The following is a 15,977-nucleotide window of genomic DNA, read 5'->3' as shown; positions in this document are numbered from 1 at the left end:
TCTAGGGAAAGGTCGCCGAATCCGCTGTCAAGAATTGTCAATGTGGCGTCGGGCTTACCTATTATTGCGAGATAAAGAGGCTGTTTAACAATTCACCCGTGTTAATAATTATCAGAGGATATCTTGCTAAATCGGTATTGTTGTCCATTGCGAATTTTTATAATTACAGTTAGTCTGCGAGCGAATGAGTTCTAAAAAAGGGGAGAACCGGAATGTCTCAATATGCAGACCTCAAGGCGCAGATCGCTAAATTGCAGGCACAAGCAGAAGAAGCGCGGCGTACTGAAATTGACAACGTGGTCGCTGACATCCGCCAAAAGATCGCTGAATACGGTCTGACCGCTCAAGATCTTGGCTTTGCCGTCGCCGCCAAGCGCGGGCGCCCGCCCAAGAAGGCGCCGCTGCCGGCGAAATACCAGGATCCCAAATCGGGAAATACATGGAGCGGGCGCGGCAAACCGCCCAAGTGGATCGTCGGCAAGAATCGCGAGCGCTTTCTGATTGGCGCGGCTTGAGGCGATTGCCGGTCGTCGCGAAAGCCAACTGAAGGTTATTGGCACTCGGTCTTTTATTTGCCGAGTGCTAATCTTTGATGGAAGCGCATCCATACCCGTATTAAAAAAGCCGCCCTCAAGCGGCGGCTTTTTTAGACAAGAAGCGGGATAAGCTGGATTTACCGCTCGCGCAAACGATTCACACGAAGAAATGACTGACTACGGGTGCGCAAGCCGGAAATGCCGTGCGCTGCGGATCCGGTTCTCAGGCGGCTGAGCGAAAAATCGCCACAGCCGCTCGAACGGAACGTTTAGCCCACCGCGACTTGGCGCAGCACCGGGCGGCGCGTGGCTTCGATCAGCGCCGAATAGCCGTCCACATAATTCTGCGCCATGGTCTTCGAGCTGAAGCGGCGTTCGAACTGGGCACGGATTTCGGTGCGCGACAGTTCGTCCAGGCGTTGCAGCGCGGCGACTGCGCCTTGCACATCCTCGACGATGTAACCCGTCACGCCGTGGTCGATCACTTCCGGCACTGAGCCGCGATTGAACGCGATCACCGGCGTACCGCAAGCCATCGATTCGATCATTACAAGGCCAAACGGCTCCGACCAGTCGATCGGGAATAGCAGCGCCTTGGCGCCCGAAAGAAATTCAGGCTTCTGCGCCTCATTGATCTCGCCGACGAATTCCACATGCGCCTGCGACAGCAACGGCTCGATTTCGCGTTTGAAGTATTCCTGGTCGACCTTGTCCACCTTGGCGGCGATCTTCAGCGGCAAACCGCTTTGTGCAGCGATCTTGATGGCTGTATCGACGCGCTTCTCCGGACAGATACGGCCGAGGAACGCCAGGTATTCGGGCTTCTTGTGCGTTTGCGGCGTCAATAGCTGCTCCGGCAAGCCGTGGTAAATCGTGTTGAGCCAGTTCGCTTGGGGCAGCGGCGCACGTTGCGAATCCGAAATCGAGACTACGGGAACATCGGAAAACGCATCGAACACCGGTTGCAGTTCCGGCAGGTCGAGACGGCCGTGCAGTGTCGTCACGAACGGCGTGTCCATCGTGCTGAAAAGCGGGAACGGCATGTAGTCGAGGTGGAAGTGCAGCACGTCGAACTCATGTGCGACCTTGCGCACCTTCTCCATCATCAGGACGTGCGGAGCCAGCGCGTCGCGGATCGTCGGATCGAGGCGCAGCGCACGAGGCCAGCAGGCGTCGAGGTTCGCCGAGGTAACCGAGTCGCCGCTCGCGAACAGCGTGACGTCATGGCCGAGTTCGACCAACGCCTCGGTCAGATACGATACGACGCGTTCGGTGCCACCGTAGAGTTTCGGTGGGACAGCTTCATACAACGGCGCAATTTGTGCGATTCGCATGCGTTTCTCCTGAACTGAACGGCATCGCATAGCGGCGCTCGAGTGGAGCGAGGAGCGATTGCCTGACGGACGGTTGGGCGCGGTAAGCCGCCGCCCGGGGGTGCTCCGAACCTGCATCGGGTAATCCCTTAGCTTCATTATCGGGATCGACCGCGCGAATTCGAGTTATTTTTCAAACGCTTAATGTTGTTACAGCGCGAAACATGCCGCGTTACAGGTCGTCTGGAAGCGATCCCGACAACCGGAAGCAAAAAACGGCCATTTTATTCGAACGCAGCGCATCCTATCAGCAAGCCGTGGGCCCGGACATCAGAGCGCATCGCCTACAGAGCCTGCGTTACGCAGGAGTGAAAACGTCTTATAATTCTTTCTCACCGCTGCACCGGTGCGGAATTTGAATCCTTCAGGCTCACTCTTCCAGTCCGCATTCCGCATCGCTGTCGGTAGCTATTCACCGCGCATAGACTTCCAGATTGCGCTTCAGCCCTTTCCGTTTGGCTCCGCTCGCGCCCTCACTTGTAGGAAAAATTCCTACACGAATGACGGATTAATCCGTCAACAAGGCTGGGTGTCTATCCGATTTTCGTCCGCGCCCCCTTTCGACACAATGCTCGCAAGACCAGAAACGAGCCGATTCGTGCGGTTTAAGCGCGCGCGTCCGAGCAAACGTTTCCACAACGGCCTGACCAGCCAGATACACCCCGGGGGAATCATGAGCGCGACAAGCGATATGCTCAATGAGATCAGAGAAGTTAACCTGTCTTATCTCCTGCTCGCGCAGCGGCTGCTACGCGAAGACAAGCCGATGGGCATGTTTCGCATGGGGATTTCGGACCAGTTAGCCGATGTGCTCGCCAATCTGTCGTTGGCGCAGACCGTCAAGCTGGCAGCGTCCAATCAGGTGTTGTGCCGTTTCCGTTTCGACGACCATGCCGTGCTGTCCGCTCTGGCGGACAAAGGCAAATCCGGCGCCGTGGCACAGGCGCATTCCGCGATCCTGATGGCAAGCCAGCCAGTCGAGCAACTCGGCTGATGGCACGTAGTAACCAAAGCCAGGCAATCAGGACGGGGGAAACGCGAACGGATGGCCTATAAAAGTGTTGTACTCGAAGTCAGGGAGATCACCCTGGCCATCGAACTGATCGAACTTGGCGCGCGTTTGCAATTGCTGGAGGCTGAAACCAGTCTGTCGCGCGACCGGCTCATCAAGCTGTACAAGGAACTGAAAGGGGTGTCGCCACCCAAGGGCATGTTGCCGTTTTCGACCGACTGGTTCATGACCTGGCAACCGAACTTTCACTCGTCGCTGTTCTATAACATCTACCGTTTCATGGCTGGCCATGGCGGTTGCCTGACGATCCAGTCGATCGTGAAGAGCTACCGGCTCTATCTGGAACACGTCCAGTTGCACGACGACGAGCCCGTGCTCAGTCTCACGCGCGCCTGGACGCTGGTGCGTTTTTTCGACTCCGGGATGCTGCAAATGACCGCCTGCTGCCGCTGCGGAGGACATTTTGTCGCGCATGCTCACGATCCCCAGCATGCGTTCGTCTGCGGACTGTGCCAGCCGCCCTCGCGCGCCGGTAAGACAAAGAAATTCGCCGACGCCCGCGCCCGCGAGAGCCTCGCCGCCCTGGAATCCTGACCCACAAGGCGGCCGCCGGCGCGCTCAGCCATCCATCTCCCCTGCGGGCGGGCTTTCCAGCCCGCCCGCACGATGCCCGGCCGCGCCGGGGCCGGCTGCTTCGGCCTCTGGTTTACACCGGCGCGACGCGCCATATTTCCGCCAAAGTTTTCTGCTTTGTTGCCGTAAACCTGATTAACGACGGTCACCGTCGCTTCTTTGTGAGGGCTCGGCAGTGCTGATTTTCGTGGGAACACTCGTGACGCTTTTGTCCGTTTTCGGCGGTTATGCGCTGGAAGGCGGCCATCTCGGCGCGCTCCTGCAGCCCGTTGAAGTGCTGATGATCGTGGGCGCCGGCATCGGCGCGTTCATTCTCGGTAACGGAATGAAGACGATCAAGGCGACGCTGCGCGTCATTCCGACCCTGTTCAAGGGCGCGAAGTACAACAAGGACGTGTATATGGAGCTGATGGCGCTCCTCTACGTCCTGCTGGCCAAGGCGCGCAAGGAAGGCACGCTGACGCTGGAAGCGGACATCGACGATCCGTCGAAGAGTCCGATCTTCACCCAGTACCCGAAGATTCTCGCCGACAAGCACATCATCGAGTTCCTGACCGACTACCTGCGTCTGATGGTGGGCGGCAACATGAACGCGTTCGAGATCGAAAGCCTGATGGACGAGGAGATCGAGACGCATCACCAGGAAGGCGAGGCGCCCGCGCATGCGCTGAACAAGGTCGGCGACGCAATGCCGGCGTTCGGTATCGTGGCTGCGGTGATGGGCGTGGTGCACACCATGGCCTCCGCCGACAAGCCGCCCGCCGTGCTCGGCGAGATGATCGCCCAGGCGCTGGTCGGTACTTTCCTCGGGATTCTGCTTTCGTACGGGTTGATCGGGCCGCTCGCGAGCGTCGCCGAACAGCGCGTGACCGAGTCGACCAAGATGTTCCAGTGCATCAAGGTGACGATTCTGGCCAGCCTGAACGGTTACGCGCCGGCGATTGCCGTCGAGTTCGGCCGCAAGGTGCTCTTCTCGACCGAACGCCCGTCGTTCGCCGAGCTGGAAGAGCACGTGCGCCGCGTCAAGGCTAAGTAAAGGGCGCCGGGAACCGAACCGATGAGCAAGGATAAAGACCGCGCCATTGTCGTCAAACGCGCCGCGCCGAAGAAAGCCGGCCACCACGGCGGCGCGTGGAAGCTCGCCTATGCGGACTTCATGACCGCGATGATGGCGTTCTTCCTGCTGATGTGGCTGCTGAGTTCGGCGTCCACGGTGCAACTGAAGGGCATTGCCGATTACTTCAACCAGCCGCTGAAGGTCACGCTGTGGGGCGGTGACCGCAGCGCCGAGGACTCGAGCATTCTGAAGGGCGGCGGCCGCGATATCTCGACCGACGCGCAGGGCGTTACGCGCTCCACCGACGGTTCGAACAACCGCTCGGAGCGCAGCGTCTCGCACAACAACGAAGACTCGATGAAGCAGTTGCAGGGCGAACTGGAGCGCCGCGAGCAGGTCCGCCTGCACGATCTGCAGGTCAAGCTGATGGCCGCGATCGAGGCGAATCCGGTGCTGCGCCAGTTCAAGCAGCAGATCCGCATCGATTCGACGCTCACGGGCTTGCGGATCGAAATCGTCGACTCGCAGAAGCGGCCCATGTTCGCGACCGCGAAAGACCAGGTGGAACCGTACATGCGCGACATCCTGCGCGAAATCGGCCACACGCTGAACGACGTGCCGAACCGCATCATCGTGCAGGGCCACACCGACGCCGCGCAGTATGCGGGCGGCGAAAAAGGCTACAGCAACTGGGAACTGTCCGCGGACCGCGCCAATGCGTCGCGCCGCGAACTGATCGCCGGCGGCATGGATGAAGCGAAGGTGATGCGCGTGCTCGGCCTCGCATCGACGCAGAACCTGAACAAGGCGGACCCGATGGATCCGGAGAACCGCCGCATCAGCATCATCGTGCTCAACAAGAAGTCGGAGGAGGCGCTCGACCACGACGACTCTACCACGACTACCTTGTCGGACGACGCAGCCGGCTCCAAGCCGTTGCTGCAAAAGCTTGCGCAGCCGGCAACGGTTGCACCGAAGTTGCCGGCGGCAGCGCCGGCGGCCCAGTAACAGACAGCGACCGCCTTGCCCGTTCACGCGCCCTGCCGGCGCGCGCGGCAGGGCGATCCATAGCGCACGTGCAGCGAGGTTTTTCATGATCAGGCACATCCTGGCAATCGACGATTCGGCATCGATGCGGCAGATTCTCGCCGCCACGTTGACGACGGCCGGCTATGAGGTGACGCTCGCGGCGGACGGCAACGAAGGGCTCGAAAACGCGCTCGCCATGTCGTTCGACCTCGTGCTGACCGACCAGTACATGCCGGGCAAGACCGGGCTCGATCTGATCGCCGCGCTGCGCAACAACCCGGCTTACCAGGCCACGCCCATCCTCGTCCTCACGACGGAATCGGGTGAGCCGTTCAAGGAGGCGGCGCGGGCTGCGGGCGCGACCGGCTGGATCGAAAAGCCGCTCGACCCCGACATGCTGACCGAACTGGTGGCGGCGTTAGCCGAGCCGGACCACGCGTAAGCACCACCCTTAGACCAAGTTGTAGAAGCTCTCGACGCGGCGGCTCGGCAGCCCACGCCAAGACAGGAACTCTCGCGGTGACCCAGGCATGACACTCGACATCACTCAGTTCTATCAGACGTTTTTCGACGAAGCGGACGAACTGCTCGCGCAGATGGAGCAGTTGCTGCTCAATCTGGATATCGCGCACCCGGACCCCGAAGACCTCGCGGCCATTTTCCGCGCGGCGCATTCGATCAAGGGCGGCGCGGCGACGTTCGGCTTTACCGCGCTGACGGAAACGACCCACATTCTCGAATCACTGCTCGATCGCGCGCGCAATAACGAACTCGTGCTGCGCAAGGACATGATCGACACGTTCCTCGAAACCAAGGACGTGTTGTCCGGCCAGCTCGCCGACTACCGCGCGAGCGCCGAGCCGGATGCGGCCACCGCGAAGGCGATCTGCGCGAAGCTCGAGCGGCTGCATGCGGAAAACGGCGACGCTGCCGCACCGGTTGCCGCAAGCGCGGCACCGGCGGCAACCCAGCCGGGCCAAGGCGGTACGCCGCCGGAGCACGTCGTCGAACAGGCGGTGCAGGCAGCGGGTGAATGGACTGACGGCGAACCGGCACAGACCGGGCAAGCCGCGGGAGCCGGCGGCGTCGGAGGCAACGACGACAACGCCGGTCCCCATCTGAAAATTACGCTACGGGGCGTTGGTGAGAAGGACCAGGAACTGCTGACCGAAGAGCTCGGCAACCTGGGCAACATCGTCGGGCAGGTCAAGAGCGGCGGCGATCTGACGCTGTGGCTCGCGACCGATGTGACCTCCGACGACATCATCGCCGTGTGCTGCTTCGTGATCGACGAAAGTCAGATCGCGATCGGCCGCGGCACCGCACCGGCGGATGAGACGCAGCAAGGCGAACCTGGAACGCCCGACGCTGCTTCGTCCCCGACGCGGGCAGTAGTACCGGCCAGTCAGGCGGGACCCGCAGCATCGTCGGCACCGGCGGCCGGCACCGCTGCGCCCACTTCAACGGCCGCGCACGATTCGTTCGACACGCCTGCCGCGGCTCAACCGGCGGCGCCGGCCGCTGCCGCAGCAAGTGCACCGGCCCAGGCTGGTGCAGCCGCACCCGCCGAGCATGACCGTAAGGCACGTCCGGCCGCGGCGGCCGGCGGCGCGGAAGGCAGCTCGATTCGCGTCGGCGTCGAAAAGGTCGATCAGCTGATCAACCTGGTCGGCGAACTGGTGATTACGCAAGCCATGCTTGCGGAAACCACCAGCACGTTCGATCCTGCGTTGCACGACCGGTTGTTCAACGGCATGGCGCAGCTCGAGCGCAACGCGCGCGATCTGCAGGAAGCGGTAATGTCGATCCGCATGATGCCGATGGATTACGTGTTCAGCCGCTTCCCGCGTCTGGTGCGCGATCTGGCGGCGAAACTCGGCAAGGAAGTGGAACTCGTCACCTTCGGTCAGGCGACCGAACTCGACAAGAGTCTCATTGAACGGATCATCGATCCGTTGACTCACCTCGTGCGCAACAGTCTCGACCACGGCATCGAAACCGTGGAAGCGCGGCGCGCGGCGGGCAAGGATTCGACCGGGCAGCTGGTGCTGTCGGCGGCGCATCACGGCGGCAACATCGTCATTGAAGTGAGCGACGACGGCGCGGGCCTGCGCCGCGACAAGATTCTCGCGAAGGCGGCCAAGCAGGGCATGCAGGTCAGCGAAACCATGACCGACGAAGAAGTCTGGAACCTGATTTTCCTGCCGGGCTTCTCGACGGCGGAACAGGTCACGGACGTGTCGGGCCGCGGCGTCGGCATGGACGTGGTGAAGCGGAACATCCAGTCGATGGGTGGTCACGTGGAAATCACCTCGCACGCCGGCAAGGGCAGCACCACGCGCATCGTGCTGCCGCTTACGCTGGCGATTCTGGACGGCATGTCGGTCAAGGTCGGCAACGAGATCTTCATTCTGCCGCTTAACTTCGTGATGGAGTCGCTGCAGCCGCAAGCCGAGGACATCTACACGGTGGCCAACGGCGAGCGCGTGGTGCGGGTGCGCGGTGAATATCTGCCGCTCGTGGCGTTGCACGAAGTGTTCAATGTCGAAGACGCGAAGCAGGAACCCACTCAGGGCATCGTCACCATCATGCAAACCGAGGGGCGCCGCTTTGCGATGCTGATCGACGAGCTGGTGGGCCAGCAGCAGGTGGTCGTGAAGAATCTGGAAACGAATTACCGCAAGGTGCACGGCATTTCCGCCGCGACCATTCTCGGCGACGGCAGCGTGGCGCTGATCGTCGACGTGGCGGCGCTGAACCGCGAAACGCGCAACGCGCATGGCGCGATGAGCCTCGCATGATGTCCGTCACACTCGCCGTAACACTTATTCAACCTGTTTCATCCCAACCGTTTGGGGGCTAACGTGGCAGAAGTCCAATCCATCAATTCGAGCGTCGCGAACGCGAGCGGTACGAATGGCCGCCGCGACGTGCAGCAGGCCGACGCCGGCGGTCAGGAATTCCTGGTCTTTACACTCGGCGCCGAAGAGTACGGCATCGACATTCTCAAGGTGCAGGAAATCCGCGGCTACGACAACGTGACGCGGATCGCCAATGCGCCCGAGTTCATCAAGGGCGTGATCAATCTGCGCGGCATCATCGTGCCGATCGTCGACATGCGCATCAAGTTCCACCTGGGCCGTGTCGAGTACGATCACCAGACAGTGGTGATCATCCTGAACGTCGCGCATCGCGTGGTCGGGATGGTGGTGGACGGCGTGTCCGACGTGCTGACGCTCGCCACCGACCAGATCATGCCGGCGCCCGAATTCGGCGCCACGCTGACGACCGAGTACCTCACGGGGCTGGGCACCGTCGACGGCCGCATGCTGATCCTGATGGACATCGAGAAGCTCATGACCAGCCGCGAAATGGCGCTGATCGAAACGCTCGGCGTCTAACGGCGGCAGCCTTTACGAACGATTGGGACAGGGAGCATCGAAATGCTGAGCAGGTGGTCGATTCGCACGTCGTTGACGATGGTGGGGATCATTCTGGTCGCGCTGACCGTGGTGGTCGGCGTGCTCGGACTGACCGCGCTGAATGGCGCGAGCCAGTCGCTCGAGCGCATCGCAAGGGGCGATCTGGTCGCCATTCATGCACTCGACGATGCCTCGTCGTACCTGCTGCGTTCCCGCCTCGCGGTGGACCGTTTCAACACGCTGTCCGCCACGGGCAACGCGGACGAAGCGAAGAAAGCGATCGACCGCGCGCAGGAACTGCTGACAAAGGGCAACCAGAGCTGGCAGATCTATCTCGACGCACCGAAGCCCGGTGTCGACAAGGCGGCCCTCGACGACGTGCTTGCCAAACGTACGAGCATGATGCGCGAAGGCGTCGACCCGGAGTTCGCGGCGCTCAACGCGAACGACATGGCCGCCTACCACGCGGTCGCCGATACGAAAATCAGCCCGATGTTCATCGCCTATGACGGCGCGGCTTCGACGGTCATCAAGGAATTGCAGCAAGGCGCCGTGGACCAGCAGGCGAGCGCGCAATCGAACATCTCGCTGATGACGACGCTGATCATCGCCGTCACGGCGCTCGCGCTGCTGCTGGTGGTGGGTATCCGCTTCGCGCTGCGCGGCCTGATCGTGCAGCCGCTCGCCGACGCGACGGCGTGCTTCGAACGCATTGCCGCAGGCGATCTGTCCGAGACGATCCAGGTATTCAGCCGCAATGAAATCGGGCGTCTTTTCGCCGGTATCAAGCGCATGCAGGAAAACATGTCGACGATGGTGAAGGCGGTTCTCAGCAGCACCGAATCGATCGACACCGGCGCGCGTGAAATCGCGATGGGCAACACGGATCTCTCGCAGCGCACCGAGCAGCAGGCCGCCTCGCTGCAGGAAACCGCGTCGAGCATGGAGCAGTTGACCGGCACCGTGCGGCAGAACGCCGAGAACGCGCGTCAGGCGAGCCAGCTGGCCGTCAACGCATCCGACATCGCCACGCGCGGCGGCGACGTGGTGAGCCAGGTCGTCACGACCATGCAGGACATCGCGACCAGTTCGAACAAGGTCGTCGATATCATCGGCGTGATCGAAGGCATTGCCTTCCAGACCAATATTCTCGCGTTGAACGCGGCGGTGGAAGCGGCTCGCGCCGGCGAACAGGGCCGCGGCTTCGCGGTGGTGGCCGGCGAAGTGCGCAGCCTCGCGCAGCGCAGCGCCAGTGCCGCGAAGGAAATCAAGGAACTGATCGGCGACTCGGTCGACAAGGTGCAAAGCGGCTCGGCGCTGGTCGGCCGTGCGGGCACCACGATGGACGAGATCGTGCAGGCCGTGCGCCGCGTGACCGACATCATGGGCGAAATCAGCGCGGCGTCCGAAGAGCAGTCGGGCGGCATCGAGCAGGTGAATCGCGCGGTCGTGCAGATGGACGAAGTCACGCAGCAGAACGCGGCGCTCGTCGAACAGGCGGCGGCTGCGGCGGCATCGCTCGAAGATCAGACGCGGCAATTGCAGGCGGTGGTGAACGGCTGGAAAGTGGCCGGCGGCCCGGTGCGCAGCAGCGCGGCGGTGCGTCCGCAAGCGGCGCAGCCTCGCGCGAGCAGCAGCAAGAGCAAGCCCGTTGCCAAAGCCGTGCCGCAGGCCTCCACGAATGGCGCGGCGCAACCGGCCGCAGGCACGGCGGTAATCAGCACAGCGCAAGCGTCGGGCAATCACGATGCAGGCGCCGCACGCGCCGAACCGGCTCTCAAGCCGAGGACGGCCCGCGCGGCATCCGAATCCGCAGCACGTCCAGCCGCGGCAAGCGCGGCCGCGGCGGGCCCGGACACGGACTGGGAAACATTCTAGGAAGTGGCACAAAGACATGCAGTCATTCGGCATCTCGCTCCATGAGGGGCGAATCTTCGAAGCACGCTTTATCGGCGTGTCGCGGGCCGACTGCATGCCGGCAGAACTCGCGGGCGGGCGCGACCCCGCGAACACAATCCCTTCTTCCCGGGAATATCGCCTGGGCGGAAAGCGGGATGGCTCGTATCGCAGGCAGGAATCTTCATGATGGCAACGCGCGCACAGCACCGACCCGAACGGGCGGAAACGGTTAGAACCGGCGAACAGGGACGGGATTTCGAATTCACGTCGGCGGATTTCGCCCGCATTCGCGAACTGATTCACCGCAGCGCGGGCATTTCGCTGTCGGATCACAAGCGCGATATGGCGTACAGCCGTCTGGCGCGCCGTCTGCGTGCCCGCGGCCTCGACACGTTCAAGCAGTATCTCGATCTGCTGGAAGCGGAAAACGATCCGGCCGAGTGGGAAGCGTTCACCAATGCGCTGACCACCAATCTGACGGCGTTCTTCCGCGAAGCGCATCATTTTCCGATTCTTGCCGAATTCGTGCCGCGCCGCGCGCAGCCGGTTTCGGTATGGTGCTCGGCGGCTTCGACCGGTGAAGAGCCGTACTCGATCGCGATGACGCTGATCGAAGCGCTCGGCGAGAGCGGCGCGCGTCAGGCCACGGTGCTCGCCACCGACATCGACACCCAGGTGCTGGCCAAGGCCGAAGCCGGCATGTACCAGTTCGACCAGGTGAAGCACCTTTCGCCCGAGCGGCTCAAACGCTTCTTCCTGAAGGGCACGGGCGCGCATGCCGGCATGGTCAAGGTGCGCCCGGAAGTGCGCGCGCTGGTGCGCTTTCAGCAACTGAACCTCACCGACCGCGATTACCAGTTGCGCTCGCAATTCGACGCGATCTTCTGCCGCAACGTGATGATCTATTTCGACAAGCCGACACAGGCGCAAGTGCTCGCGCGCTTCGAGCCGTTGATGAAGTCGGGCGGCCTGCTGTTCGCCGGCCACTCGGAAAACTTCACCTACGTCACGCAGGCGTTCAGGCTGCGCGGCCAGACCGTCTACGAACTGTCGCGTGACGCGGCCGGCGTGCGCACGCCGGCGCGCGCGGCGGCAACTGCGGCGCGCAACACGACGAATGGGGTGACGGTATGAGCAGCGCCCTGCCGATCGCCACCAATCTGTATTACGACAACCACTTCCAGCGCCCCGGCGTGAAGCTGCTGCCGAACGAGTTCTACACCACCAGTGAGGACATGGTGCTGGTCACCGTGCTCGGTTCCTGCGTGGCGGCCTGCATTCAGGATCGCACGGCCGGTATCGGTGGCATGAACCACTTCATGTTGCCCGACGACGGCGCCGACGTCGCTCAAGCCGCGTCGGATTCGATGCGCTACGGTGCGTACGCGATGGAAGTGCTGATTAACGAGCTCATCAAGGCCGGTGGCCGGCGCGAGCGCTTCGAAGCCAAGGTGTTCGGCGGCGGCGCGGTGCTCGCCGGCATGACGACGATGAACATCGGCGACCGCAATTCGGAGTTCGTGCGCCGCTATCTGGCGCTCGAGAAGATCCGCATCGTCGCCGAGGATTTGCAAGGTTCGCACCCGCGCAAGGTGGCCTTCATGCCGCGCACCGGCCAGGTGATGGTGAAGAAGTTGCGCCTGCAGCAGGAAGCGGGCGTGGCCGAGCGCGAACAGGCGCTGATGCGGCAAAGCGCGCAGGCGCGTGCCGAGCGGCTCGCCGCGGCGCGCAAACGGGTGGAATTGTTCTCGACGCCGGCCGCGTCGAAACCCAGGGTCGAACTGTTTTCGACGCCCACCGCCGCCCGCCCGAAGGTCGAGCTGTTCGGTGCCGGCCCGCGCCCGATTAATTCAAACAACGCCAGAACTACAGAGGAGGCGTGAGCGCTGTGCAAAAGATCAAGGTACTGTGCGTCGACGATTCGGCGCTGATCCGCAGCCTGATGACGGAAATCATCAATGGCCAGCCGGACATGACGGTGGTGGCGACCGCACCCGACCCGCTGGTCGCGCGCGAACTCATCAAACAGCACAATCCGGACGTGCTGACGCTCGACGTCGAAATGCCGCGCATGGATGGCCTCGACTTCCTCGAGAAGCTGATGCGCCTGCGGCCGATGCCGGTGGTGATGGTGTCGTCGCTGACCGAGCGCGGCAACGAAATCACGCTGCGCGCGCTGGAACTCGGCGCGGTCGACTTCGTCACGAAGCCGAAAGTCGGCATTCGCGACGGCATGCTCGACTACTCGGAAAAGCTTGCCGACAAGATTCGCGCGGCGGCCCGTGCGCGCGTGCGCCAGGCCGCGCCGGTGCAGCACACGGCCGCCCATGCCGCGCATGCGCCGGTCAGCGCCGCGCCGCTCTTCAATAATCCGCTGCTCAGTACCGAGAAGCTGATTATCGTCGGTGCGTCGACGGGCGGCACGGAAGCGATCCGCGAAGTGCTGGTGCCGCTGCCGCCGGATGCGCCAGCGGTGCTGATCGCGCAGCATATGCCGCCGGGTTTCACAAAATCTTTTGCACAACGCCTCAATGGTTTGTGCCGGATTACCGTTAAAGAGGCAGAGCACGGCGAACGCGTGCTGCCGGGGCATGCGTATATCGCGCCCGGCCACGCTCACCTGTTGCTTGCCCGCAGCGGCGCGAACTATATTGCTCACCTTTCGGACGAACCGCCGGTGAACCGGCATCGTCCGTCAGTGGATGTGCTGTTCCGTTCGGCCGCGCAGCATGCGGGCAAGAACGCGGTCGGGGTGATCCTGACCGGGATGGGGCGCGACGGCGCCGCCGGACTGCTGGACATGAAGAAAGCAGGGGCATACACCCTTGCGCAGGACGAAGCGAGCTGTATCGTGTTCGGCATGCCGCGCGAAGCGATTGCGCTCGGCGCGGCCGACGAGATCGCCTCGTTGCCGGAAATGAGCCGGCGCGTGATGGCGCGTTTGTCGTCGATGGGCGATCGCGTGCAGCGGGTATGATGCGCGCCAGTAGGATTTGAGGCGCCGGTTTGAGGCGGTCAGGCGCCGCACCGTGGATAAAGCAAAGGGAATGAAATGGATAAGGGAATGAAGATTCTGGTTGTTGACGACTTTCCGACGATGCGCCGGATCGTTCGCAACCTCCTCAAAGAGCTCGGCTACTCGAATGTCGACGAGGCGGAAGACGGTCAGGCCGGTCTCGCGCGTTTGCGCGGGGGCACGTACGACTTCGTGATTTCCGACTGGAACATGCCGAACCTCGACGGTCTGGCCATGCTCAAGGAAATCCGCGCCGACGCCAACCTGACGCATTTGCCGGTGCTGATGGTGACAGCCGAGTCGAAGAAGGAAAACATCATCGCGGCGGCCCAGGCCGGCGCGAGCGGTTATGTCGTCAAGCCGTTCACGGCCGCGACGCTCGACGAGAAGCTCAACAAGATTCTCGAGAAGATGGCCAAAGCCGGGAGCTGATGTGAATCTGCCGACCAACGCGCAAGGCGCCGAAGCGGTCCACGAGAGCGGCGACTTCGCGTCCGACCGTATCCTCGCCCGCATTGGACAACTGACGCGCACGCTGCGCGACTCGATGCGCGAGCTCGGGCTCGACAAGCATGTCGAGCGTGCGGCGGAAGCCGTGCCCGATGCTCGCGACCGTCTGAAATATATCGCGGATATGACCGAGCAGGCCGCCGAGCGCGTGCTGTCCGCGATCGACGTCGCCAAACCGCTCCAGGAGCAGTTGAAGGACGACGCGGGCAAACTCGACGCGCGTTGGGAGCAGTGGTATGCGGCGCCGATCGAGCGCGAGGAAGTGCGCGCGTTGATGAACGACACGCGAACCTTCCTGCGCGGCGTGCCGGAGGCGGCAAGCGCGACCAATGCGCAGCTCATGGAGATCATGCTCGCACAGGATTTCCAGGATCTGACGGGCCAGGTCATCAAGAAGATCACGGACGTCGTGTACCTGATCGAGCAGCAGCTGCTCGGCGTGCTGGTCGAGAACATCGCGCTCGAACGGCGCGAGCAGTTCGCGGCGAACGCGGCGGCGCTGGCGGCCGAAGTCTCGCCGACCGGCAGCCCCGAACATCTGCTGAACGGTCCGCAGATCAATCCGGAAGGCAAGGCGGATGTGGTGCAGGACCAGTCGCAAGTCGACGATCTGCTGGCAAGCCTCGGTTTCTGACCTGCCGGCGGCGCAGCAGCGTAACGGCAGGCACGTCGCGGGCCGGCGGCCCGCGTGCCAGCCGTAAGCCGTACGCATAGCAAGCTGCGCCCCCGCGCGTGCTTGCTGTCTACCGACACAAACCACAGGCATACTACGAGCTCAAGCAGCAGCGCGGCGCTCCGGAGGACGCAGCCTCCGGCCGGTGGCACGATGGGGAACGTTTCCAGAGTGTGACCGCAGCGGTGCCGTATGATCTGCATAAATGCAGCCGGTTCGCACGTTTGCGAGCCGAGCGGCAGCTCGGGAGGAGCTTCGTCATGTGGAGTCTTGTACGCCGCGCCGGCATCGTTACGGCGCTTGCCTTGCCCTGTTCGTTAATCATCGTGCAGTCCGCTCGTGCGGGACTGGGCGGCGCCCCCATGACGCCGCCTTCTGACGCGTCCGTTTCTTCCCGCACCGTCCAGCCCGGTAGCGGCGCCGTCAACGCGGCCCAGGGCGTGATGCGTTCCGCGTCCAGCGCGGCTTCCTCAGCTTCGGCTTCCTCCTCTTATACGGTGCGTGAGACGGCGCTCGGCAACGGCACCATGGTCCGCGAATATCTCGCCGCGGACGGTTCCGTCTTCGGCATTGCATGGCGCGGCCCGCAAATGCCGGATCTGAACGATCTGCTCGGCAGCTATTTTCCGCAGTATGTGGCCGGCGTGAAGGCCGCACGCGCGGCGCGCGGCGGCGGCCGTGGCCCCGTCGCGGTCGACCAGAGCAGCCTCGTGGTGCGCTCCGGCGGCCATATGGGCGCGTTCAGCGGCCAGGCGTGGTTGCCGCCCGCGCTGCCCGCCGGCGTCAGCGGTTCCGACATCCAGTAATAGCGAGGACG

Annotated in this window: 16 protein-coding genes; 15 read left to right on the top strand and 1 reads right to left on the bottom strand. The window is 63.0% G+C overall.

Annotated elements, in window-relative coordinates:
- Positions 1-212 precede the first annotated feature (212 nt).
- Positions 213-515, top strand: coding sequence for an H-NS family nucleoid-associated regulatory protein (locus NE850_RS15640; RefSeq protein WP_007179981.1), 303 nt, complete (start codon positions 213-215; stop codon positions 513-515).
- Positions 516-805: 290 nt separating this feature from the next.
- Here the strand turns inward: NE850_RS15640 and NE850_RS15635 are convergent, their stop codons facing one another.
- Positions 806-1,870: a glycosyltransferase family 4 protein gene (locus NE850_RS15635; RefSeq protein WP_165187210.1), complete on the bottom strand. Its 1,065-nt coding sequence runs from the start codon at positions 1,868-1,870 to the stop codon at positions 806-808.
- Between the two features lie 712 nt (positions 1,871-2,582).
- On the opposite strand from NE850_RS15635, the gene flhD reads away from it, so the two are divergent.
- From flhD to NE850_RS15565, 14 genes are all read left to right on the top strand, one after another.
- Positions 2,583-2,903: a flagellar transcriptional regulator FlhD gene (gene flhD, locus NE850_RS15630; RefSeq protein ID WP_007179979.1), complete on the top strand. Its 321-nt coding sequence runs from the start codon at positions 2,583-2,585 to the stop codon at positions 2,901-2,903.
- A gap of 51 nt (positions 2,904-2,954) precedes the next feature.
- Complete coding sequence (flhC, locus tag NE850_RS15625; RefSeq protein WP_007179978.1) at positions 2,955-3,515, top strand: flagellar transcriptional regulator FlhC; 561 nt, start codon at positions 2,955-2,957, stop codon at positions 3,513-3,515.
- A gap of 214 nt (positions 3,516-3,729) precedes the next feature.
- Positions 3,730-4,590 carry a flagellar motor stator protein MotA gene (motA, locus tag NE850_RS15620; protein WP_007179977.1) on the top strand — a complete coding sequence of 287 codons (861 nt, stop codon included), beginning with the start codon at positions 3,730-3,732 and terminating at the stop codon, positions 4,588-4,590.
- 21 nt (positions 4,591-4,611) lie between these two features.
- Entirely contained in the window at positions 4,612-5,619 is a 1,008-nt protein-coding gene (gene motB, locus NE850_RS15615) for a flagellar motor protein MotB (protein ID WP_007179976.1), read from the top strand.
- Positions 5,620-5,704: 85 nt separating this feature from the next.
- Positions 5,705-6,082 (top strand): response regulator, encoded by a 378-nt coding sequence (locus NE850_RS15610; RefSeq protein WP_007179975.1) that lies wholly within the window; start codon positions 5,705-5,707, stop codon positions 6,080-6,082.
- 88 nt (positions 6,083-6,170) lie between these two features.
- The gene (gene cheA, locus NE850_RS15605) at positions 6,171-8,441 is read left to right on the top strand and encodes a chemotaxis protein CheA (protein ID WP_310698905.1); all 2,271 of its coding nucleotides are present in this window, start codon (positions 6,171-6,173) and stop codon (positions 8,439-8,441) included.
- 63 nt (positions 8,442-8,504) lie between these two features.
- On the top strand, positions 8,505-9,041 hold the full coding sequence (locus tag NE850_RS15600; protein ID WP_007179973.1) for a chemotaxis protein CheW: 537 nt from the start codon (positions 8,505-8,507) through the stop codon (positions 9,039-9,041).
- A 42-nt stretch (positions 9,042-9,083) separates the two neighbouring features.
- The gene (locus tag NE850_RS15595; RefSeq protein ID WP_007179972.1) at positions 9,084-10,940 is read left to right on the top strand and encodes a methyl-accepting chemotaxis protein; all 1,857 of its coding nucleotides are present in this window, start codon (positions 9,084-9,086) and stop codon (positions 10,938-10,940) included.
- Positions 10,941-11,144: 204 nt separating this feature from the next.
- Positions 11,145-12,095: a CheR family methyltransferase gene (locus NE850_RS15590; RefSeq protein ID WP_007179971.1), complete on the top strand. Its 951-nt coding sequence runs from the start codon at positions 11,145-11,147 to the stop codon at positions 12,093-12,095.
- Positions 12,092-12,844: a chemoreceptor glutamine deamidase CheD gene (gene cheD, locus NE850_RS15585; protein ID WP_007179970.1), complete on the top strand. Its 753-nt coding sequence runs from the start codon at positions 12,092-12,094 to the stop codon at positions 12,842-12,844. The genes NE850_RS15590 and cheD overlap by 4 nt, the downstream gene beginning before the upstream one ends.
- A 5-nt stretch (positions 12,845-12,849) precedes the next feature.
- The gene (locus NE850_RS15580; protein WP_007179969.1) at positions 12,850-13,938 is read left to right on the top strand and encodes a chemotaxis response regulator protein-glutamate methylesterase; all 1,089 of its coding nucleotides are present in this window, start codon (positions 12,850-12,852) and stop codon (positions 13,936-13,938) included.
- Between the two features lie 75 nt (positions 13,939-14,013).
- The gene (cheY, locus tag NE850_RS15575) at positions 14,014-14,409 is read left to right on the top strand and encodes a chemotaxis response regulator CheY (protein WP_007179968.1); all 396 of its coding nucleotides are present in this window, start codon (positions 14,014-14,016) and stop codon (positions 14,407-14,409) included.
- 1 nt (position 14,410) lies between these two features.
- Positions 14,411-15,121 (top strand): protein phosphatase CheZ, encoded by a 711-nt coding sequence (gene cheZ / locus NE850_RS15570; RefSeq protein WP_007179967.1) that lies wholly within the window; start codon positions 14,411-14,413, stop codon positions 15,119-15,121.
- A gap of 299 nt (positions 15,122-15,420) precedes the next feature.
- A complete protein-coding gene (locus NE850_RS15565) occupies positions 15,421-15,966 on the top strand; it encodes a DUF2844 domain-containing protein (protein WP_007179966.1) in 546 nt (181 codons plus the stop codon).
- Positions 15,967-15,977: the final 11 nt, after the last annotated feature.

It is taken from the genome of Paraburkholderia sp. USG1 (assembly GCF_031570135.1).
GTDB classification, from domain to species: Bacteria; Pseudomonadota; Gammaproteobacteria; order Burkholderiales; family Burkholderiaceae; genus Paraburkholderia; species Paraburkholderia dioscoreae.
The sequence above is the reverse complement of the archived record's forward strand: the minus strand, read 5'-3'. Positions and strand labels throughout refer to the sequence as shown.